23 protein-coding genes, 1 tRNA gene and 1 pseudogene are annotated in these 20,652 nt (G+C 64.0%); 7 read left to right on the top strand and 18 right to left on the bottom strand.

Going from position 1 to position 20,652, the window contains the following annotated elements; genetic code table 11:
• Positions 1–18: 18 nt before the first annotated feature.
• The 5 genes and pseudogenes from ABEJ63_RS04785 to ABEJ63_RS04765 all read right to left on the bottom strand — a co-directional run bounded on the left by ABEJ63_RS04785 (position 19) and on the right by ABEJ63_RS04765 (position 5,551).
• Positions 19–1,437, bottom strand: coding sequence for an RtcB family protein (locus tag ABEJ63_RS04785; RefSeq protein WP_375795380.1), 1,419 nt, complete (start codon positions 1,435–1,437; stop codon positions 19–21).
• A gap of 942 nt (positions 1,438–2,379) precedes the next feature.
• Positions 2,380–2,904, bottom strand: a pseudogene (locus tag ABEJ63_RS04780) (RtcB family protein); the annotation flags it as partial.
• A 37-nt stretch (positions 2,905–2,941) separates the two neighbouring features.
• Positions 2,942–4,036 carry a DoxX family protein gene (locus tag ABEJ63_RS04775; protein ID WP_375795210.1) on the bottom strand — a complete coding sequence of 365 codons (1,095 nt, stop codon included), beginning with the start codon at positions 4,034–4,036 and terminating at the stop codon, positions 2,942–2,944.
• A gap of 38 nt (positions 4,037–4,074) precedes the next feature.
• Positions 4,075–4,515: an archease gene (locus ABEJ63_RS04770; protein ID WP_375795209.1), complete on the bottom strand. Its 441-nt coding sequence runs from the start codon at positions 4,513–4,515 to the stop codon at positions 4,075–4,077.
• On the bottom strand, positions 4,508–5,551 hold the full coding sequence (locus tag ABEJ63_RS04765; RefSeq protein ID WP_375795208.1) for a DUF502 domain-containing protein: 1,044 nt from the start codon (positions 5,549–5,551) through the stop codon (positions 4,508–4,510). Before ABEJ63_RS04765 ends, ABEJ63_RS04770 begins: the two co-directional genes overlap by 8 nt.
• Positions 5,552–5,634: 83 nt before the next feature.
• Between ABEJ63_RS04765 and ABEJ63_RS04760 the strand changes: the two genes are divergently transcribed.
• Positions 5,635–6,117: a GNAT family N-acetyltransferase gene (locus tag ABEJ63_RS04760; protein WP_375795207.1), complete on the top strand. Its 483-nt coding sequence runs from the start codon at positions 5,635–5,637 to the stop codon at positions 6,115–6,117.
• A 60-nt stretch (positions 6,118–6,177) separates the two neighbouring features.
• A complete protein-coding gene (gene ilvD / locus ABEJ63_RS04755) occupies positions 6,178–7,932 on the top strand; it encodes a dihydroxy-acid dehydratase (RefSeq protein WP_375795206.1) in 1,755 nt (584 codons plus the stop codon).
• A gap of 23 nt (positions 7,933–7,955) precedes the next feature.
• On the opposite strand, the gene ABEJ63_RS04750 is transcribed toward ilvD, so the two are convergent.
• Positions 7,956–8,026: transfer RNA gene (locus ABEJ63_RS04750), tRNA-Pro, on the bottom strand.
• A gap of 94 nt (positions 8,027–8,120) precedes the next feature.
• Between ABEJ63_RS04750 and ABEJ63_RS04745 the strand changes: the two genes are divergently transcribed.
• Positions 8,121–9,005, top strand: a complete 885-nt coding sequence (locus tag ABEJ63_RS04745) for a mechanosensitive ion channel family protein (protein WP_375795205.1) — start codon at positions 8,121–8,123, stop codon at positions 9,003–9,005.
• Here ABEJ63_RS04745 and ABEJ63_RS04740 read toward each other — a convergent pair whose 3' ends face one another.
• Genes ABEJ63_RS04740 through ABEJ63_RS04715 form a run of 6 tightly spaced genes read right to left on the bottom strand, consistent with a single transcriptional unit; the run spans position 9,006 to position 13,596 of the window.
• Positions 9,006–10,088: a succinylglutamate desuccinylase/aspartoacylase family protein gene (locus ABEJ63_RS04740; RefSeq protein ID WP_375795204.1), complete on the bottom strand. Its 1,083-nt coding sequence runs from the start codon at positions 10,086–10,088 to the stop codon at positions 9,006–9,008. It lies immediately after the preceding gene.
• 36 nt (positions 10,089–10,124) lie between these two features.
• On the bottom strand, positions 10,125–10,991 hold the full coding sequence (locus tag ABEJ63_RS04735) for an RNA-guided pseudouridylation complex pseudouridine synthase subunit Cbf5 (RefSeq protein WP_375795203.1): 867 nt from the start codon (positions 10,989–10,991) through the stop codon (positions 10,125–10,127).
• A gap of 1 nt (position 10,992) precedes the next feature.
• Entirely contained in the window at positions 10,993–11,568 is a 576-nt protein-coding gene (gene cmk / locus ABEJ63_RS04730; protein ID WP_375795202.1) for a (d)CMP kinase, read from the bottom strand.
• A 48-nt stretch (positions 11,569–11,616) separates the two neighbouring features.
• Positions 11,617–12,483: a DUF106 domain-containing protein gene (locus ABEJ63_RS04725; protein ID WP_375795201.1), complete on the bottom strand. Its 867-nt coding sequence runs from the start codon at positions 12,481–12,483 to the stop codon at positions 11,617–11,619.
• Between the two features lie 38 nt (positions 12,484–12,521).
• Positions 12,522–12,908, bottom strand: coding sequence for a dehydratase (locus ABEJ63_RS04720; protein WP_375795200.1), 387 nt, complete (start codon positions 12,906–12,908; stop codon positions 12,522–12,524).
• 40 nt (positions 12,909–12,948) lie between these two features.
• Complete coding sequence (locus tag ABEJ63_RS04715) at positions 12,949–13,596, bottom strand: adenylate kinase (protein ID WP_375795199.1); 648 nt, start codon at positions 13,594–13,596, stop codon at positions 12,949–12,951.
• A gap of 98 nt (positions 13,597–13,694) precedes the next feature.
• On the opposite strand from ABEJ63_RS04715, the gene ABEJ63_RS04710 reads away from it, so the two are divergent.
• The 3 genes from ABEJ63_RS04710 to ABEJ63_RS04700 are packed head-to-tail and all read left to right on the top strand — an operon-like array spanning position 13,695 to position 15,636.
• Positions 13,695–14,060 carry a hypothetical protein gene (locus ABEJ63_RS04710; protein WP_375795198.1) on the top strand — a complete coding sequence of 122 codons (366 nt, stop codon included), beginning with the start codon at positions 13,695–13,697 and terminating at the stop codon, positions 14,058–14,060.
• Positions 14,061–14,101: 41 nt separating this feature from the next.
• Positions 14,102–14,923, top strand: a complete 822-nt coding sequence (locus tag ABEJ63_RS04705; RefSeq protein WP_375795197.1) for an aldo/keto reductase — start codon at positions 14,102–14,104, stop codon at positions 14,921–14,923.
• Positions 14,920–15,636: an MBL fold metallo-hydrolase gene (locus tag ABEJ63_RS04700; protein ID WP_375795196.1), complete on the top strand. Its 717-nt coding sequence runs from the start codon at positions 14,920–14,922 to the stop codon at positions 15,634–15,636. Before ABEJ63_RS04705 ends, ABEJ63_RS04700 begins: the two co-directional genes overlap by 4 nt.
• On the opposite strand, the gene ABEJ63_RS04695 is transcribed toward ABEJ63_RS04700, so the two are convergent.
• The 3 genes from ABEJ63_RS04695 to ABEJ63_RS04685 form a co-directional block, all read right to left on the bottom strand.
• Entirely contained in the window at positions 15,627–15,911 is a 285-nt protein-coding gene (locus tag ABEJ63_RS04695) for a hypothetical protein (RefSeq protein ID WP_375795195.1), read from the bottom strand. The genes ABEJ63_RS04700 and ABEJ63_RS04695 overlap by 10 nt on opposite strands.
• Positions 15,912–15,969: 58 nt before the next feature.
• Positions 15,970–16,260: an ArsR/SmtB family transcription factor gene (locus tag ABEJ63_RS04690; RefSeq protein WP_375795194.1), complete on the bottom strand. Its 291-nt coding sequence runs from the start codon at positions 16,258–16,260 to the stop codon at positions 15,970–15,972.
• Between the two features lie 80 nt (positions 16,261–16,340).
• A complete protein-coding gene (locus ABEJ63_RS04685; protein WP_375795193.1) occupies positions 16,341–17,150 on the bottom strand; it encodes a DUF4397 domain-containing protein in 810 nt (269 codons plus the stop codon).
• Between the two features lie 134 nt (positions 17,151–17,284).
• On the opposite strand from ABEJ63_RS04685, the gene ABEJ63_RS04680 reads away from it, so the two are divergent.
• A complete protein-coding gene (locus ABEJ63_RS04680; protein WP_375795192.1) occupies positions 17,285–17,653 on the top strand; it encodes a hypothetical protein in 369 nt (122 codons plus the stop codon).
• Here ABEJ63_RS04680 and ABEJ63_RS04675 read toward each other — a convergent pair.
• The 3 genes from ABEJ63_RS04675 to pyrG are packed head-to-tail and all read right to left on the bottom strand — an operon-like array spanning position 17,650 to position 20,602.
• A complete protein-coding gene (locus ABEJ63_RS04675) occupies positions 17,650–17,979 on the bottom strand; it encodes a CTP synthetase (protein WP_375795191.1) in 330 nt (109 codons plus the stop codon). The two genes, ABEJ63_RS04680 and ABEJ63_RS04675, sit on opposite strands and share 4 nt — an antisense overlap.
• 44 nt (positions 17,980–18,023) lie before the next feature.
• Complete coding sequence (gene guaA, locus ABEJ63_RS04670) at positions 18,024–18,941, bottom strand: glutamine-hydrolyzing GMP synthase (protein ID WP_375795190.1); 918 nt, start codon at positions 18,939–18,941, stop codon at positions 18,024–18,026.
• Positions 18,941–20,602, bottom strand: a complete 1,662-nt coding sequence (gene pyrG, locus ABEJ63_RS04665; protein WP_375795189.1) for a glutamine hydrolyzing CTP synthase — start codon at positions 20,600–20,602, stop codon at positions 18,941–18,943. Before pyrG ends, guaA begins: the two co-directional genes overlap by 1 nt.
• Between the last annotated feature and the right edge of the window lie 50 nt (positions 20,603–20,652).

Raw genomic sequence — 20,652 nt, 5'->3', positions numbered from 1 at the left:
ACTTGGAGCCGTGCCGTCTCACCCCTTGATATTGCAAATAGGGAACGTCCGGGCTACCTTATCGCCGATTCCAAGTGCATCCGACACCCGGACCACTTCGTCGACGTCTTTGTAGACGCCCGGCGCCTCCTCGGCGATGGTTGCTCCCGAGGAGGCCTTCACGTACACTTTCTGACCCCGCAGGTCTGCCTGGACATCGCCGCCCCAGAACTCATCTTTCGCCTGTGTCCGGCTCATCAACCGACCGGCGCCGTGGGCTGTTGACCCGAACGTCTCGGAGAGCGACCGTTTGCCACCCGACAGCACGTACGACCCCGCGCCCATCGAACCGGGGATGATGACTGGCTGGCCCGTCGACCGATAGGCCGAGGGGACTTCTGGGCGGCCGGCCGGGAACGCTCGCGTTGCCCCCTTTCGGTGGACAAACAGCTCCCGCTCGCCGGCGCTTGTCTCGTGCTTCTCGCGTTTGGCGATGTTGTGCGCGACATCGTATAGCAACTCCATCTCCATCGACTCCCACGACCGGTCGAACACGTCGGCGAATACCTGTCGGGTCTGGTGGGTGATGAGTTGACGGTTTACCCACGCGAAGTTGATACAGGCACACATCGCAGCGTAGTACTGCTTCGCGAGCCGCGAGCCGGCGGGCGCCGCCGCGAGTTCCCGGTCTGGCAGCTTTGCGAGCAGGTCTTCATGCTCCCGCTCGATATCCCGCAGATAGTCGTTGCACGTCTGGTGGCCTAACCCACGGGAGCCGCAGTGGATGAGTACGACCACCTGCTCTTCCGAGAGTCCGTAGGCGTCAGCCGTCGCAGGATCGAACACGTCGGTGACACGCTGAACCTCAAGGAAGTGGTTGCCAGAGCCGAGACTCCCGAGTTGGTTCATGCCACGGTCCTTCGCCTTCTTAGAGACGGCATCGGCATCCGCCTCTGGGCGGCGCCCCTCGTCCTCGCAGTGGGCGAGGTCGGCCTTGACGGCGTAGCCCGCCTCCAGCGCCCAGTCGACGCCCCGCTCCAGCACCGCCTCCACCGTGGCACGGTCGCCGTCGACGACCCCGCCGCCGCCGAGTCCCGTCGGAACTGCCTCGAACAGCGCGTTGACGAGCTCCTCCTCGCGGCCGCGCAGGTCGTCGTAGTCGAGGTTCGTCCGCACCATCCGGACGCCGCAGTTCGAGACGACGAACCCGTCCGCGAGGAAGGTGTGTGCGTCGTGTGTCACCCCGATGTCGTACACCCGCTTTTCGCCGGCCGGGGTGATGTCGACGATTTCGGTCCCGACGGTGAGGTCCTCGCGAACCGTCGTCTCTTCGCGAAACGAATCGTACGACGGAAAGTCGGCAGGCGGACGCGGTCGCCGCTCCCGACCGCTCCAGACGCTCCGTTCGATGAACCGGTCGTTGATATCGTACCGGTCGGTTATCTCCGAGACCGACATCCCGCCGTCGGCCAGCGCGACCGCCTCCGCCGCAATCTGCTCGCGCCGCTCGACCGCCTGCTCCTTCCGCTTGAGATACTCCGACGCGACTGCCGCCTCCCGCTGTTTCGCGTGGTTGTAGCGGTAGCCGACGGTGGTGAAGAAGCGAATCAAGTTCGCCGAGTCGTTCTTGATGCCGACCCGAACCCTGACCGTCCCCTCTCGAGACGCTGCCTCGAACCGTTCGACGGCGTTCGTCTCGACGCCGAGGTCCGCCAGCGCGTCGGCTATCTCGCGCATGAACTGCTCGCCCGCCCCGGCGACGCCCGACCGGCGGTTCTGTGAGACGGTCGGACAGTAGAGGTTCGTGTCGGTCTGTGCTGCCGGTGAGCTCATCTCCGCGCCGAAGAACGCCGACAGATACAGCGCGCGCTGCCAGTCGGCCAGCCGGTCGAAGTACGCCGGCGTGGTGAACGCCGACTCGACCTTGGGGCCGGCGGGCGCGCCGAGCTTCACGAGGAGCTTCTTGAACCCCTTCGCCCCCACCTTGATGCTGTACTCGGTCCGGGTGAACGCGGCGTCGTCGACCTCGTGGTCGCGCTCGCGCTCGTACACGTCCGACGGGGTGAAGCCGAGCGCACCGATGTCCGCCCGAATGCGCTCGAGGTCCTCCGGCTCCGCGTAGAACCACGTCTGTGGCCCGGCGAACGAGCCGTCACCGGTGTGGAAGCCGACGAGCTTCAACAGCCGCGCGAACGCGTCGTCGGTCGATTTCAGCGGGAGGAGGTCGTTCCGTCTCAGGAATGCGACGAGCTGTGGGCTCTCGTCGGCGAAATCCGACTCGTCGAGGACCACGAACTCCTCGGGCTGCTCGTCGGGAAGCCCGGCGAACCCGCTCGTGTACACGGTATCACCTCGACCGAGGTCGCCGAGCTCGACCATCCCCTCGGGGGTCGCGAACGGGTGGTCCTCGGTCGCGTGGACGGTGTTGCCACCGGCCGTCTCGACTTCGTACACCTGTCGCGGCTCCGATTCGGTGAACAGCCGTATCGGTGAGGCGACCCGCTCGTCGCCGGTCGCCACCGTCGCGCGCTCGTCCTCAAACCGGTCGGCGAGCTCGGCGATGGGCCGACGCCTGCCGAACCCGAGCTGTACCTCCGTCTCTCCAGAAAGGCAGTTGATGTCGTAGCCGACCGCACCCGGCGAGATACAGCCTGTCTCCGCGTCGATGCCGGCGACGCCCCCGACCGGGAACCCGTACCCCTGGTGGCCGTCGGGCATGCACAGCGCGTAGTCGGTGACGCCCGGCAGGTGTGTGGTGTTTCTGAGCTGCTCGAGCGTCCGGTCGTCCGCGATCTGCTCGAGCAGCTCGCGGCTCGCGAGGACGCGGCCGGGCACCCGCATGTCACCCTCCTGCGGGAGCTCCCAGACGTATTCCCGGAGCCGGTGGAGGGTGAACTCGCCCGCCTCGAACGTGTCGCTCGTCATGCGCGGAGGTGCGCCGCGGCCGCCGGAATAGCTTTCGCTAGCTCGGCGTCGCCTCGCCCCCGCCGGCCGCCACGGCGGCCTCGAGGACGTTGTCCAGCGAGTAGGGGCCGCTCCCGAGCGTGAACACCGCCGACGAGAGCCCGAACATCGAGACGTGCGCGAGCACGGGGTCGTCCGGGAGGCCGAACAGCGTCGTCGTCAACACGACGAACGCGACGGCGGCGGCCCCACGGGTGTACAGGCCTGCCAGCAGCAGGAGGCCGACGCCGATTTCGGTCAGCCCGGCGCCGACCACCCACATCCCGGGATCGACTGGGAGGAGCGTACTCAGATTGTATTTTTCGACGACAAGTAAGGCACGTGCTGGCGACAGCAGCTTTTGGGTAAGCCCGAGAAAGACGAACGATCCCCCGAGTCCAACTCGGAGCACAGTCGGGACGAACTGCTTGTAAGGGTCGAACCGACGATTGACCCGCGACGGCAGGTCGCCAAGTGGGTTGATGCGTCGGTAAACCGTGCCGGGCGTCTCGGCAACGCGGGCGAACATCTCGTCGGCGCTCGGGCGGCCGCCGCCAACGAGCACGATAGCGGTATAAACAAATGGATACTCGCCGGCCAGAAGCAGTGCCGGCTCAACGGGAGCAACGGTCAGCCACAATAGCAGCCCGAGGACGGCACTTGCGCGGGTAAGAAAGCCTGTCAGCAACGCGAAGCCGACGCCGATGAACGCCAGCCGGATGACCGGCGTAGCGACCAGCACATCAAGCGGTGCGGGGTACAGTGCCGTCAGCAGGCCGCTTACATCCCCGATAGAGACGACCGGAGTGAAGTAGTAGCCCGCAAAGCCGGCTCCGAGCGTCGGCAGACCGACCGACAGCCGAAGCATCCATGGCACCAAATCGCGGTAGCCGGCGAGCGTTTCTGCCAACACCGCCAGGTCGGGGACGTGTCTACGAGCGTACGCCCCAGCAACGAGCGCGCAACCGACTGCGAGGGTCCCGGCCAAGAGCAATGCTGCGTTGACCGGCTCTGAGACGACGCTGATGAAGTACTTGAGGGCTGGTATCGCCCGGTCTGGGACGCCGGTCACGTAATCGACGTGGGCTGGCACGGGGAGAGCGACCGGCAACATATATGGTGGTACGCGCGGAGCGGTAAAAATCGGGGTGCTCACACATCGAGGACAACGTAGGCCCGCCAGCCGCTGGCCGTCTCTGCCACGGACAGTTCTGAGTACGTGACTGCCTTCACATCGCGGGCATTGACACTCCCAAATGGGACTCCCCGTGCGCTTGCGTCGACACTCCAGTCGTGGTCCACCCCCTCATCGGGCGGTCGAACAGTCGTCTCGTGGTCACAAGGAAGCACTTCCCGGACGTCCCGCTGGTAGATCAGTTCAGCGAGATATTCGAAAAGAAGCGACTCAAGGGACTCGGCGGCTGCTGACAGTTGAAAACGCTCCCCGACAGGGGGTACCGACTCGCTCATGGCGGCTGTGAGTCCGTCGCCGGCGGCCGCGAACAGGCCGTCAAGCGTCGGTGCTGTTGCCTCAATGGCGACATCGGCGGTATGCTCGCGGAGACTAACCTCGCGCTCTCCCATCTCAGTCATCCTCGCCTGTTCGCTCGGCGGGGGTGGTGGTTGTATCGTCGCGGTCCTCGGTGTCGCGGCCCGAGGCCTCCGCAGGGGTAGTCTCGGTGGTGTCGCGGTCTTCAGGGCTGCGCCCCGACATTTCGGCGGGCACGGTATCCGTGGTGTCGCGGTCGTCGTCGCGCTGGCGATCAGCTATTTTCTCCGGCGTCGCCGAATGCTCCGGGTCGACGGCGGCGTCGTACTCTGCGATGCGGTCGTCTGCGACATCACTCCGGCGGACAGATGCCGACGGCTTCGACGGCGCCGTCTGCTGATCGACCCGCTCGATGCGGCCGAGCGTCTCCATCTCGTCGGGTGAGAGACCGCGGAGCTCGGGGTCGTCACCGCCGATGGCTACTCCTGAGGTAACGATAGATCGAATTCCCTGCTCAACGGTCAGGTCGACGTCAACGATGCGATCCCGTGAGACGTGGATAACAAACCCGCCCATCACAGGGTTGGGCGCCATCGGCATGAACAGCGTTACCATATCATCACGCTCTGTCGCCTCCCCGATAACTGACGGCGTCGACGCGGTCTTGAACGCCACCGTGTACGACCCCTCGCCGGGGTACTCAACGAGCTTCACCTCCTGGAAGCTATCCGTATCGGAGTCGAGCATTATCTCGGACATCTCGTCGAAAGAGGTGTAGACGGAGCCAATGCCAGGGATTGAGGCCATCAGTTCGTCGAACTGCTTGCCGGCCTTTGTACCTCGCTTGGAGAACTCGGCGACGAAGCCAAGCAGGAACACCAGCGCGAGAAAGACAGTGAGGGTGATGAGCTTCAACACAGGATCGGTGAATCGGTCGGGACCGACAGGGCCCTGCCTGATGACGACGATGATGGGCTGGAGGGCGTTGTTGACGAAGTTGAGCGCAAACGTGATGACGAGCACCGTCACGGCCAGCGGGATAATGACGGCGGTGCCGGTGATGAGCGATCGTCGGACGACCTCACGCAGACTGTCCGGTCGCTCAACCGGGTTGTCCTCGTCGTTGGCCCCCGTCGACATATCGGTACGAACTCATCGGCGGCCCGAAAGCGTTCCGGGCAACAGCGTTGGAGTTATACTCGGCCCGGGAGTACAGTTCGCCAGTGAGTGCCACGGTGGAACTCCGCGTCATCGACCGGGGGAACGATGCCCTCGTCGAGGACGCGTGGGCGCTGAAGGAACGTATCCGCCGCGAGGAGGGCGTGTTGCGCCAACGGCGCGGCTTCTTTACCGACGCATATACCCGCGCAACGACATACGCGCTCGTGGAGCGGGGACTTGAGGAGCAGCTCGTCGGCTTCGCGTCCGTGCGTCGAGACGGCTACATCCTGTTTCTGGCCGTCTCGCCGGATCACCGTGGCGAGGGATACGGCCGCCGGCTCGTCGCCGAGGTTGCAGACGACTACAGCGCTGTCACCTGTCATGCCCGCACTACCAACGAGGACGCTCTTGAGTTCTACCGCGGCATCGGCTTCGAGGTGGTCCGACGTGTCGACAACTATTACGAAGACCGTGGCGACGCCTACTATCTGAAGCTGGGTGAGGGGTCGTTCCGCGAACGACTGTCGCGGTTCATTCGCCGGTAACCCGCGGGCAACATCTGTCCGACCGGGAGTACTTATACCCCCAGAGCACGACCCGCGAATATGAGCCAGCAGGAACCGCCAGAGCACGATGAGCCGGAACCGCCGGAGAAGCCGGAACATCTCCGGTCCCGAGAGGTAACCGAGGGGCCGGAGCGTGCCCCTCACCGCTCGATGTTTCGCGCGATGGGGTTCGACGACGAAGATCTCTCCAGTCCGATGGTTGGCGTGGCCAATCCTGCGGCGGACATCACGCCATGTAACGTTCACCTCGACGACGTAGCCGCCGCCGCTATCGAGGGCGTCGACGGCGCCGGCGGGATGCCGATCGAGTTCGGTACGGTCACCATCTCCGATGCCATCTCGATGGGGACAGAAGGCATGAAGGCGTCGCTCATCTCGCGTGAGGTTATCGCTGACTCCGTGGAACTCGTCTCGTTCGGTGAACGGATGGACGCCCTAGTCACCGTCGCCGGCTGTGACAAGAACCTCCCGGGGATGATGATGGCCGCCATTCGCACGGACCTTCCCTCGGTGTTCCTCTATGGTGGCTCCATTATGCCCGGCGAGCATGAGGGCCGCGAGGTGACCATCCAGAATGTCTTCGAGGGGGTTGGCGCGGTTGCCTCCGGCGAGATGAACGAGGAGGAACTCATCGAACTCGAGCACGACGCCTGCCCGGGTGCCGGTTCGTGTGGCGGGATGTTTACGGCGAATACGATGGCCTCTATCTCGGAGGCGCTTGGGCTGGCGCCGCTCGGCTCCGCCTCGCCGCCGGCCGAGGACGACGCCCGCTACGAGACTGCAGAGCGCGCGGGCGAACTCGTGTTGGAGTGCGTCGATCTGGATCGTCGGCCATCCGATATCCTCACAAAGGAGAGCTTTGAGAACGCTATCGCTGTACAGGTGGCTCTGGGCGGGTCGACGAACGCCGTGCTTCATCTGCTGGCGCTCGCTGCCGAGGCAGACATTGACTTATCAATCGAAGAATTCGATGAGATCAGCCGGCGTACACCCAAAATAGCCAACCTCCAGCCCGGCGGCACTCGCGTGATGAATGACCTCCACGAGGTCGGCGGAGTGCCCGTGGTGGTCCGCCGACTCGTCGAGGGCGGCTATATGCACGGCGACGCTGCGACGGTGACGGGGCGTAGCGTCCGGGAGGAACTCAATGAGCTAGAGCGACAGGGGCAGCTCCCCCCAGAGTCGGCTATCGATGAGGAGTTTCTGCGGCCCGTTGACGACCCGTTCCACGAGGAGGGAGCCATCAAGATTCTCACCGGCAATCTTGCCCCGGACGGCGCCGTCCTGAAGGTGACCGGCGAGGACAAGTGGTACCACGAGGGACCGGTGCGCGTCTTCGAGGATGAGGAGGCGGCAATGGCATACGTTCAAGAGGGTCACGTTGAGTCGGGTGATGTCATTGCCATCCGCAACGAGGGGCCACAGGGCGGTCCAGGGATGCGCGAGATGCTCGGCGTTACTGCGGCCGTTGTCGGCGCGGGCCACGAGGATGACGTGGCGCTGCTTACGGACGGCCGTTTCTCAGGGGCAACCCGCGGGCCTATGATTGGTCACGTTGCACCCGAGGCGTTTGTCGGTGGGCCCATCGCCGCACTCGAGGACGGGGACACCGTCACTATCGACGTTGAGAACCGTCGGATGGCAGTGGACCTCACCGACGAGGAGCTGGCCGACCGGCTCGCCGACTGGGAGCAACCCGAGCCCAACTACGAGACGGGCGTGCTCGCGAAGTACGGCCAGGCGTTCGGTTCGGCAGCCAATGGCGCAGTGACGAACCCTGGAGCGAAGGAGTAGCCAGCGATCGCTGCTGTGAGAAGTGGGACCGCTGAGAGTCGAACTCAGGTCCTACGGACCCCATCCGCAGAGGATACCACTACCCCACGGTCCCTGTAGATAAACCGAGTGGACATTTCCTTTTAACCGTGTCGTTTCGCCGGGCCGCGCCGCGGGAATTATACCGATTCGCCGAGTGGGACGGGGCGATGCAATTGTTGCAGGCGGGACTCGGGGACCGAATCGTCCGGTACGTCAATGACTCGCTCATTCCTCAGGCTATCGATTTTGCTACCGACGCAGTGACATTCTTAATCGTCTTGGTGGTCGTCTACTACGTCGGTAAGGCAGTCGTGCGCCCGACAGTGCAGCGACTACTCGACGCTCGCGGGGTTGAGGAGACCCTTGCGAAGCCGGCCCAGAAGCTTACCCTCGTCGGTGTCGCGTTTGTCGCACTGGCCGTCGCTTTCGCTGTTGCCGGCTTCGGCAACCTGCTCACCTCTATTGCAACCATCGCGGCTGCGCTCACGCTCGCCATCGGCTTCGCCTCGCAGGCACTGCTTGGCAATCTCGTGTCTGGAGCGTTTCTCATCGCTGACCGGGAAATCAAAATCGGTGACTGGGTGGAGTGGAACGGCAACGTTGGGGTTATTGAAGATATCTCCTTCCGAGTCTCTCGTGTTCGCACCTTCGACAACGAACTCATTACCGTCCCGAACAGCGAACTTGCAAACACTGCCATCACCAATCCGGTTGCGAAGGACAAACTCCGAATTCAGTTTCTATTTGGTGTCGGCTACGATGACGACCTCGACCACGCGAAGGAGGTTATCATCGACGAGGCCGGCCGGCACGACGAGATTCTCGACGACCCGCCCGCGACTGTCCGGCTGACGGAACTGGCGGACTCCTATGTCGGGCTGAAATCGAGGGTATGGATTGACGAACCGGATCGCTCTGATTTCGTTCGCGTTCGCTCGGAGTACGTCCAGGCGGTGAAAGAGCGGTGTGACGCCGAGGAAATCGAGATGCCGTACCCGTACCAGCAACTGACGGGCACGGTCACCGTCGCGGACGCCGAGCCGACCGGATAGTCACTGCTCGCGCTGCGCGACGAGGGCGCCTTCGTCGCGCACCGCCATGCTACAGACCGGCTGGTTCTCGTACGCGAGTGCCCCTTCGCGGTGGGCGAGCACGTACCCGTCGCGGTCGCTCGTCACTGTCTCAATCACTTCGCCGTGAGGGCTCGTTACCGCCGCAACGGGCTGGCCTGACTCTACCCGGTCTCCTGGTTCGACACGATGACGGACAACGCCAGCCGCCTTCGCACGCGGTCCCTCGAACCGCCGGACCGGGTAGTCGACAGGCGCATCCACACCGGGGTCTGCTGCCGCAACCCCGTCTGGGACTGCCCGAAGAACGTCGGCGGCGGCCAGTCCGCGGCAGACGGCCGCCAGGCCCGCCGCGCGGTGGTCTGGCCGGATGTGGTCCGCCTCGCCCAACTCGAGCGTGAGTGCTGGTAGGCCCGCGCCGTTCAGCGCCGCGCCAGCCGTCGACCGATGAAGCGTCCTGTCAGTGTACTGGTCGGCAGGGTACTCTGTGACGACCGGCAGATTGACCGCGTCGGCGAGCGCGGCCGTCTCGCCCGCGAGCAAGCGAGCGTCGTCCTCGGTACGCGTCTTGCCGTACAGCACACGGTCGCGGATGGTGAATGGAACGGCGCCCGCACCGGCTGTGTGCAGATCCAGTAAAAGGTCCGCGCGCACCGTTTCGGTGAATGCCTCGTACACCTGTTCGGCGACCCGCTCTTGCGTGGACAGTGGTGCCGTCCGATCGCTGAACGGGTCGGGAAACTTCCGGTTCGGGTCCTCGTCGTCATAATAGGAGACACGCTCGCGGCGGCGCAGTCCCGCGGGGTTGAGTGTTGGGACTACGACGAGTCGTCCTGTCACTGTCTCGGGGTCGAGGCCTGCTAGCTCTTGCGCGACGGCCAGTCCCACAACCTCGTCACCGTGGACAGTTGCAGTCACCCATGCGGTCGGTCCCTCGCCACCATTAAAAAGAATGACTGGGAGCCGCTCCTCGCCGCCGGTTGGAAGGCCAGTTGCGCGGAGCCAGCCGGTCGCCCGGTCGCCGACGGCCGCTGTCGCGGAGCCGAGTTTTAGCGTGTCGCTCACGGACGGGAGTCGGCGCGCGGCCGCAAAATTCCCTTGCTACACGAGCACGCGCTCAAGATTAACGACGGATCCCCTGTCAGCCGCAGGATCGCCGACGAGTGTCCCCAGACACACCGCGGCGCCGTCTGGCGTATAGCAGGCGACGAGTGTGCCCAACTCATCTGTCTCAGCTGCAAGTACGCCTGGTGCGTAGACCGGCGCACCCTCGGCCACCTGATTGGCGGCGCTTTCGGCTATTTGCACCCGGGGAATGTCCGTCAGTGCACGCTCTGCCGGCTGTACCACCGCTCGGAGCGGTGCGTCGTCACCCCGCTCGCGCCACTCAACGACAGCGTCGTGGACATCGTGTATGCTCGCGAGCGTTGTGTCGTTGAATGTCCCCGTCGCGGTACGCCGGAGGTGACCCATATGCGCACCCGTGCCAGCCGCGAGACCGATGTCATGACACAGTTTTCGGACGTACGTGCCCGACTCACAGATAATCCGGAGCAGTGCCTGCCTGTCCTGCACCTCCAACAGCTCGAGACCGTGTATCCTACGGGTGCGGAGTTGGCGGACGACAGCGCTCTTCCGTGGCGGCTTCTGGTGTATATCCCCCTCGAACTCTGCGACGACCGAGTCGAGATCGGCCGGTGGCGGCCCATGGAGTTCGAGAACGGCGACGTACTCTTTGATTGCGTCGTCGAAGACCTGTGCGAGCCGGACGGCGTCCCCCAGCAGGGTCGGCAGACAGCCGGTCACCTTCGGGTCGAGGGTACCGGCGTGGGCCGCCCGATTGACGCCGGCGAGGTCGCGTAGCCAACCAGCGACTTGGTGAGCGGAGGGGCCGGGCGGCTTGTCGAGGTTGACTACCCCAAAGGAAAGCAACTGTTCCGGCGTCCGGTCGTCGGGATCGCCGCGCATCTCAGAACTCGTAGTCTACGGTGACTGGGGTCTTCCCTTCGTCGCCCGCGGGGTTATACGCCCGCACGACTGTCTCGATGGCGTCGACGACGCCGTCGGGGTCGAGCCGCGCCGTGTTCAGGACCAGGTCGTAGATGGAGAGGTCGTCGATATCGATGCCGTAGTAGGATCGGTACCGCTTGGCCTCGCTGTCGGCCCGGGCCTCTGTCTCTGTGCGCGCAAGGTCGGCATCTTTCCCCTCGCGGTCGGCGATGCGGTCGGCCCGGACGCCGAGTGGAGCGTCGAGCCAAACGCGGAAGTCGGCGTGCTCGCCAGCCATCCAGCCGGCTAGCCGCGACTCTAATACGATGTCTTCCTCGGTGCGGGCCACCTCGCGAAGCCGGCGGTCGAGGTCGCGGTCGATTTGGTCGTCCTCCTCGGCCAGCTTGTTTAGCTCAAGGGCAGTGAGATCGCGTTCAGCGGCGAGGTTGCGGAAGATGTCTCCCCCAGAGACGTGGTCATACCCGAGCCGCTCGGCCAACTCGGCGGCGGCGGTCGACTTGCCGCTCCCGGCGGGTCCCGAGATGGTAATCAGCATGTCTACACTCCGGTGGACGGATTCAAAGGGGTTTCCTTCCGGAGGCCGTTAGGTCGGCGTCGTCTGGAGGTTCAGCGACTTGCGGATGAGCTGGCTGAATCCCATTGAGCAGACAAAGTACCAGAGAATCCACGCCTGGAGTGGCCCGAGTACGCCCTGCCGCCAGGATACCTCGCCGATGAGTGGCATCGTCACCGTCTGGGAGCCGACACCCTGCGTGAGAATCATCCAGTACATCCACAGGAATACGGGGATGGTGAGGAGCATGATCCACACCATCGGGCGGAACTGCTCCTTGAACATGCCGAGATTATCGCCCATCGCCTCCATCTGCTCTTCCTGAATCTGGTCGAGCGCCTCGTCGTCGCCTTGCTCTTTGGCCTTCTGACGGCGCTCCTTCATCTCCTTCATCCGCTCCTGATACTGAGCCATCTTGTCGGTATCCATCAGGTTTGCCTGGAGCAGCGAGGTATACAGTCCAGTCAGCACGGCCAGCACTAGGATAACCGCGTAGAAGGGAAGCGCACCGTTGATGGGGCCAAGGAAGAGGTCGATGGTGCTGCCAATGGCATTGCGCACTGACGAGATGGAGTAGCCAGCGAACAGTCCGACCGCGCCGAGGGCCGCCAGCTTGTCGTATTTCGACCACGAGGAGTCGCCATCGATGTCGTCGTGACTATTCTCATCCTCGGCGAGCGCCTCGCGAACCCCCTCCGGGTCGGCGAGTTCGAACCCCTCGCCGGCGTCCGTAAGCACGCCTTTCTCGATAAGCCGGCCCCACTGGCCACTCGTCAGCTCGCCAGAGGCCTCACCCCAGGTGATAGGCCTGTCCTGCTCAAGGAGGAACTCCAGCGCCGACTCCATCGAGGCGTCCTCACGCACGAGTTCCTCTACCTTCCCTTCGGTTCGTACCATTTAGTCTTCGTAACCAGTCAGAGGGCTTCACTCTTGTGTCACTCGATTACGCCGTCCCAGCTGCCCGTTGCCACGAGCGTCGGCGTCTCGTTGTCGATTCGGTGGAACCGGAGGTCCGCCGCAACCTCCGTGCGCCCGTCCTCTCGCTGATCAACCTGCGTAAACTCCGCCACACACCGGATACGTTCCCCTGTGTACACTGGCTGGCGGAAGCTGTATTCCATCGTCCGCGCGAGGACAGTGAATCGGCCGCCGATTTCGGTGGCGAGTGTCGCCGTTAACAGCCCGTGGACGAGGAGTCGCCCCTCCTCGTCCGTCTCGAGGTGGTGGTCGCCGCGGTCGCCGCTCACCTCTGTGAACGTGCGTACATCCTCGGGGGTGAAGGTACGCTCTGCTGTCTCCACATGACCCGCCTCGAGGTCCATGCGCTCGGCTGGAGCGCCCGTCAAAAGAACGTGCCGGGTGTTACAGCTTAGCCTCAATGGCGGCCTCGACTTCTTCGAACACTTCGTCGGGGGGAGATTCACCGTCGACTTCGACATAGGCGTCTGTCCCTTGATAGTGGTCAATGACGGGCTCGGTATTCTCTGCGAACACACGGAGTCGCTCGCGCACAGTCTCCTCGGTGTCGTCCTCGCGCTGTTCGAGGCTTGCGCCACACTCATCACAGACACCTGCCTCCTCTGGCTGATCGAACTCGACGTGGTAGTTTGCGCCGCAGTCGGGGCAAACCCGCCGGCCGGTGAGCCGGTCGATGAGTTCGGCCTCGCTCACGGTTAGCCGCACCACGGCGTTGAGATCAGTGCGGGCGTCGAGAAACTCTGCCTGTTCGATGTTGCGCGGGTAGCCGTCAAGCACGAAGCCGTCTGCCTGTTCGAGAGCCGCGACGACAATTTCGTTGACGACTTCGTCGGGGACGAGTTCGCCGGCGTCCATGAAGCCACCGGGCGTATCGTACTCGAGGTTCAGCCCGGAGATATCCATTTCCTTGTTGTTCCGGAGGGCGTCGCCGGTCGTGATGTGGTCGACGCCGAACCGGTCGGCGATGCGCGCGCTCTGTGTTCCTTTGCCGGCGCCCGGCGCGCCCAACAGCAGCACGTGTGGTGAACTCATGCGCCTCGCTTCTCGGTGTGGGCCTAAAGGTTTGAAGAAACGGGCCGAACTCGCCCAGCGATGGTGAGGCTTACGACCCTCCCGCGCCCATCCGGGGTATGAGCGATGCCGCGGCTGACCCACAGAGCCGACGGACGCTGCTTGTCCGGCGCGTGATGGCCCACCGCGGCCAGCGCGATGAACTTGTCCTCCACGCAGCCAGGGATGCGGCCGGGTGTGAGCGGACGCTCCGCTACAGCGATCGGGTGCTTGAGTTCCATCTAGAAGACGCTGAGCGCGAGCAGCTGGAGGCGCTGCTCGAGGAGTACCCCGTATTCAAGATCCGTCAGCCAGAGACGCGCAAGAGCGACGGGTCTGTGTACGTTGCTGCCGTCGCCGACCCGAAACACCTCGCCGACTTCATTGAGGACTGCTGTCGGCGGGTGTACGATCTCCCGTCGGGCTATCGGCTACGCGTCGAGTGACGCCCGGCACGCATTTCCTCTCGGCTCCCGTCTCTTCGGGTATGACTCAAGGACACGTTACCGTCCGAGGAACCGAGGTACCCGCGCTCGGGCTGGGTACTTGGCGGCTCACCGGCGACGACTGTTACGAAGCCGTGTCGACGGCTCTGGAGTTGGGTTATCAACACATCGACACTGCACAGGCGTACGGAAACGAACGGCGGGTCGGCGATGCCATCCGCGACAGTGACGTCGCCCGCGAGGACATTTTCTTGACAACGAAGCTTAATGTGGGCAACCGGAGCCACGAAACCGTAATCCGGACGACCGAGGAATCGCTGGCGAGACTCGATACATCGTACATCGACCTGCTCCTGATTCACAACCCAGCACAGCGGACGCCACTTGGCGAGACGCTCGACGCGATGAACGAACTCGTCGATCGGGGGAAGGTTCGGCACATCGGTGTCTCAAATTTCGGAATTGACCGGCTCGACCGCGCGCGGTCCCTCTCGGAGGCACCTATCTTCACTGACCAGGTACAGTACAATCCCTACTGGCCGCAGGGAGAACTGCTTGATTATTGTGCTATCCACGACGTACTCCTGACCGCCTACTCGCCGCTTGCCCATGGGGCTGCTCTCGAAGATGACCTCCTAGCGGAGATTGGCGGGCGGTACAACAAGTCGGCGGCACAGGTCGCGCTCCGGTGGCTCGTTCAACAGGGAGTCGCGACCGTGCCGAAGGCGACAACCCGCGAGCACCTCGCGGCGAACCTCGCGGTGTTCGACTTCGAGCTGACCGATGAAGAGATGGACGCCGTCCGGCGGCCATCGAAGACGCGCGCGCTGGGCGGCTTTATACGAGGCCGCCTACCGGTGTGACCCATCTCAGCCGACGGCGCCGCAACGACGCCACGCGGCTCCGTTCCGGAGTTTGGCAGTTGGACTGCGGCGGCGTCAACGCCTATCTGGCCGAGGACCCCGCAGACAGCGGAACGATCACGCTCGTGGATGCGGGCACGCCCTGGAGCGTTGACCGGCTCCGAGATGGAGTGGCTGCGGCTGGCTTCGAACCCGCTGCCGTTGAGCGGGTCTTGATGACTCACTACGACCTCGACCACGTTGGGGGACTGGCTGGCATCGCCGTGGACGGGCCTCACTACATCGGCGCGAGCGACCAGGGATTCCTTATCGGGGACGAGAAGCCGCCGGCGGGCAACCTGAAGGGCGCCCTCCAGCGGCTCGTCGGCCCGCTCGTGGACAGACCAGACGCCGAGGTGGTCGGTTTGGGAGATGGCGACAAAGTTGGTTCCTTCCGCGTCTACCGGACCCCAGGCCACACCCCCGGTCACGTCGCGTACGTCAGCAAGCGGCTGTCGGTCGCGTTCGTCGGCGACTTGGTCGTAGAGTCGGGTGGCCAGCTCCGGCCGTCGCCGTGGTATCTCAGCTACGACGCCGACCGGGTTGTCGACTCGCTGTCGGCGTTTGCCGACAAGGTGGCACCGGTTGAGGCCGTCGGGATGGGTCACGGGACGCCGTTCGTACGCGATGGTGCCGTCCGATTGGCCGAGGCTGCGGCCGCGGCTCAGTCATAGGTGACGTAGACGAGGAAGGCGAGCGCGACCGTCTCTAGCAGCGACAGTATCATCATCGCCTGCATCGCCGGCGCGGGGACGGCGGCAGCCGTCACCACGTAGTAGTAGAGTGCGAGTGCGTTCTCACCGAAGAGAACCACTGAGAACACGAGTGTGCCGAGTGTCTGCTTCGAGCGTATCTGCAGGTAGTTGCGGCCCCACACGAGCGCCAGCGCCAGCAGCAACCCCATGTTTAGGAGCGCCGACGCCCGCGCAACATCGACCTGCAGACTCATCCACTCACCACTCCGGGTGGCCCGGATAAATAGCTGTCCGAACCCCACACAAGGTGGCTCACGACGTCTCCACCCCGTCTAGTTGGGTCACGATTTGCTCGACGGTGTCCAACGTCGCCCGCACGCGCTCCGAGGGAAGGTACACCTCACCGTAATCCTCGCCACTCGAGGTGACGACATCGTTGTCTTTGAGCACGTCCAAGTGGTGACGCACTGTCTTGTAGCTCAAATCGAGATCCTCTGACAACTGGTTCGCGTTGCGAGGCCGCTCTTCGAACGCGCGGAGAATTCGCGCGCGATTGGGGCCGCCTCGCGTCCCCGCGAGCACCTGCCAGAGCACCACTTCCATCGACTGTGGGCACGCCCCGGGGGAAGGTAAGTACGCCGGCCCCGAGCGGAGGACAACAAGCGGGGTAGCGGCTCAGCCTCCTACTCGTCGTTCTCCTCGTCCTCCTCGTCCTCCTCGTCCTCGTTGTCGCCGCGTCCGCCGGCGAACGGAGCCGCCTCCTCATAGGCGAGCACGGGCGCGAACGCGGCATCGTCGCCGTCCCCGTCCTCGGGGCTCAGCTCCCATTCCGCGAGCGCGGACAGGACCTGCCCCTCCTTCACTGTCACATCCACAGGGCCGAAGACGGGGTCGCTGCTGCCAGCAGGATAGACAGCGACCGGGTAGGTACTTGCCCCGACGTCGACGTTCGGCCCGGCCTCGCCAAATTCGATTCCTTCCGCGAGGAAAACAGCCGGCTCGTCATTGTCGTCGGCGACGGCTACGTCGACAGCGGGCGCGTCTGGCGAGAGGTGGTACGCCCGGACGCGGCCCCGCCCATCGTCGATGACACCGAGTTTGTCCTCGAAGAGATCAAGACCGATTGCCGCCTCGTTGCCCTCCGGATTCAGGTTCCCCGTCGCAGCTGCGGTGTAATCCTCGGCGTCCAGTTCGACGGTCGCCGACGCTACGGTGTTATCCGTGCCGGCGGCGTTAATTGCGACATCATACTCGCCAGCGGCGAGCTCGAGGTAGCCGGTGACGTCGCGGAATTCAGCACCCGACACGACGACGCTACCATCTACGAGCACGTCTACCGTCGGAGCATCGGGGACGGCGTGGGCGACACGTAGTTTGGCGTCGCCGCCTGCCTCGTCGCCGTCATCTGCTGTGACCGTACCGATGCCGACGACGCTCGCGATGCCAACGGTTCCGATACCCTGCAACAACGTCCGCCTGTCGTACTCGCGCATGACTCGTCGTGTCCCACGCCGGGGGTCGGAAAAGGCGATTTGGCAACTTCGACCCAAATTCGACCCCCGTCTGGCTCGATTGGGCCGCCAGCGTTCGGGACGCGACTTTTGCTGTTTGCGGCGTAACTAGCTATGTGAGCCGTGCGCGGAGTCACCCGGCGCCGACCGGCTGGCGCGAGGTAGAGCGGCCGCCGGCAATCGTCGTGAAGTATGATCCACGCGAGCCGACGCTATTCGAGCACGATGAAGACCCAGTAGCCGTCCATGTTCTCCCCGAGACGACTGCTGCCGACAGCGACAATCGATGGCGGGTTGGGCTGGTCCGTGGCGGGAAAACAAACTTTGTAGCGAGCGAGCCTATCCGGACTGGACTGTCAGACCGGGCGGCAGCACTGTCGCTGGCCGAGCAGTTTATGACCGGTTACCACGAGGTCAGGGCGGGTGAGCGCTTGCTGTCGGCGCTGCTGGCGGACTGCTGTGAACCGGCGGTCCGACCCCGCTAAGCCGCGCCCGCTACCTCCTCGGCGACGAAGCCAGGATCGAGCAGGCCGGGGTCAAGGATGTGGCCGGCCTGCCCCTTGGCGAACTCCGGCAGCGACTCGTGGGTGTAGACAACTACGCGCACGTCGGGGTTGAGGTCTTTCGCGACCGGAATCGATGTTGCTAACCCTGCCTCCGTAACCACGAGCACGTCTGCCTCGAGAATCCCCGCTTCCTCCAGCGCGGTGCGGTTAGCCGTTCCTCGGGCCCGCACGACGTCGACCCCCTCTGCAGTTAGCGCGTCACCGAGATTCTCGGCGTCGCTCCCCGCGATTACTGCGCGCGTCATACCCGACCGTTCCCGGGGGCGCGTAAAAGCGTTGCTGCGGGCGGCTACTCGTACTCGATGGTAGCGGGTGGCTTGTGAGTCACGTCGTAGACGACACGCGAAACATTGTCGAGTGTGCCGGTGATACGCGACTGAATGCGCTGGAGTGTCTCCCAGTCCAACTGTTGGGCGCGGGCAGTCATCCCGTCGCGACTCTCCACCGACCGGACGGACACGACCCAGCCGTGAACCCGGTTGTCTCCCTTCACTCCCGTTGCCTTCCCAATGACCGCCGCGAACGCCTGCCACGGGTCGTGGTCGGCCGTCTCCTCCTCAACGACGTGGCACGCCTCCCGCGCGACGGCCACCTTCTCGCGGGTCACTTCACCAACGACCCGAACCGCCAGCCCTGGTCCTGGGAATGGCATCCGCTCGGAGACGACAGACTGGAGATCAAGCGCCCGGGCTACCTCGCGCACCTCGTCTTTGTAGAGATCACGCACTGGCTCAACGATACCATCAAAGTCGACTGCGTCGGGGAGGCCCCCAACGTTGTGGTGGGATTTGATATTCCCCTCTGATTCGATACGGTCGGGGTATATGGTTCCTTGGACCAGGTACCGGGCGTTAGCCTCGCGGGCCTCTCGCTCGAATTCTCGGATGAACTGTTCGCCGATAACGTGGCGCTTCTCTTCCGGGTCAGTGACACCCGCGAGTGCATCGAGGAAGCGGTCGCGTGCGTCAACTACCCGGAGACCATCCATGAAGGAGAATGTCTCACGGATAGACTCCGTCTCACCCTTCCGCATCAGGCCGGTGTCCACATACACGGCGGTCAGGTGATCCCCAATGGCCTCGTGGGTGAGTGCCGCGGCCACTGAGGAGTCGACACCACCAGACAGCGCTATAATAGCCTCCTCATCGCCGACGGCCTCGCGTATCTCTGCCTTCGCCTCAGGAATGAACGCTTCCGTGTCAACCATTACGCACTCACCTCCTCTTCTTCCTCTTCGGCTCCGGCGGCCGTCCGATCAAGCACCGCCTCCAGCAGGCCGACGAACGGCGGCGACGCGCGGCCGGGGCGGGAGCGGAATTCGGGGTGGAACTGCGTCCCAATAAAGTACGGGTGGTCGTCCAGTTCAAGTATCTCCATCCGGTTATCTGCACGCCCGGAGAAGGTCATCCCCGCCCGCTCTAGCTGGTCAATGTACTCGGGGTTCACCTCGTAACGGTGGCGGTGTCGTTCCGTGCAGGAGTCGCTCCCATAGAGCTCGTGTGCGAGCGTTCCCTCAAGAATTTGTGTCTCGTGAGCGCCGAGTCGCATCGTTCCGCCCATGTCCTCCACTTCGTACTGTTCAGGGAGGATGGCAATGACTGGGTGAGGGGTCTCTTCTTCGAACTCTGTCGAGTCGGCGTATTCGAGCCCGCAAACGTTGCGCGCAAATTCGATGACGGCCATCTGGAACCCTAGACACAGCCCGAGGAACGGAATGTCCCTCTCGCGGGCGTAGCGAACCGCCTCGATTTTCCCGTCTGTGCCGCGAGCCCCAAAGCCCCCTGGGACGACCAGTCCGTCGGCCCGCTCCAGCCGATTGCGGTGCTCCTCGGTCATCTGCTCGGCGTCGACCCACAGCACATCGACGTCGACGCCCGCCTCAAGGCCGGCGTGTTTCAGCGCTTCGTGAACCGACAGGTATGCGTCCTCGAGGTCGTACTTACCTGCCAGCGCGATAGATACCTCACCGCTCGTCTCTTGGGTGACGAGCTTCCGCCAGCCGTTCTTCCGGTCGGATGAGGGTAGCGCCTCGTCGGCAATCCCCAACTCCTCCATGACGTACTGATCCAGTCCCTCATCTTCGACCATCAGCGGCACATGGTAGATGTCCTCGACATCTGGATTCGAGAAGACGGCGTCAGTCGGGACGTCACAAAACAGCGCGATTTTTTCTTTCGTCTGCGGCTCAAGCTGATCCTCACACCGCCCTACAAGGATGTCAGGCTGGAGGCCAATAGAACGGAGTTCCTTCACAGAGTGTTGGGTCGGCTTCGTCTTTTGTTCGCCGTTTTTCGAGTAGGGGACGAGCGTGACGTGGGTGAACAGGATGTCGTCGTCGGCTTCCTCGTGGGCGAACTGCCGGAGCGCCTCAAGATACGGCATCCCCTCGATGTCGCCGACGGTGCCGCCGACTTCGACGAGACAGACGTCATGGCCCTCCGCAGCCTCGCGGATACGTCGTTTGATGTCGTCGGTGATGTGTGGAATTATCTGGACAGTCTTACCGAGGTAGTCGCCGGCCCGTTCCTTCTCGATGACGTGCTTGTACGTCTTCCCCGTGGTGACGTTATGGTCGAACGTCATGTCGATATCGAGGAAGCGCTCGTAGTTGCCGAGGTCGAGGTCCACCTCGCCACCGTCATTCAGCACATATACCTCGCCATGCTGGTAGGGGTTCATGGTCCCGGCGTCGACGTTGAGGTAGGGATCGATCTTGACGGCGGTGACGTCGAAGCCGGCGTTGGCGAGCAATCGGCCGGTCGAGGCGGCGGTGATGCCCTTCCCTAAACCTGACATCACGCCACCGGTGACGAAGACGAACTTCCGACCCAGCGATGGGTCGTACTCCGTGGCGGGTTCCGTCGGCATACGGGTCGTCTACGCGGGGCGGGCAAAACCGTTGCGAACGGCTGCCAGAG

This window comes from Halosegnis sp., from assembly GCF_042216475.1.
GTDB lineage: Archaea > Halobacteriota > Halobacteria > Halobacteriales > Haloarculaceae > Halosegnis.
This window is presented reverse-complemented; position numbering and strand designations above follow the sequence as displayed.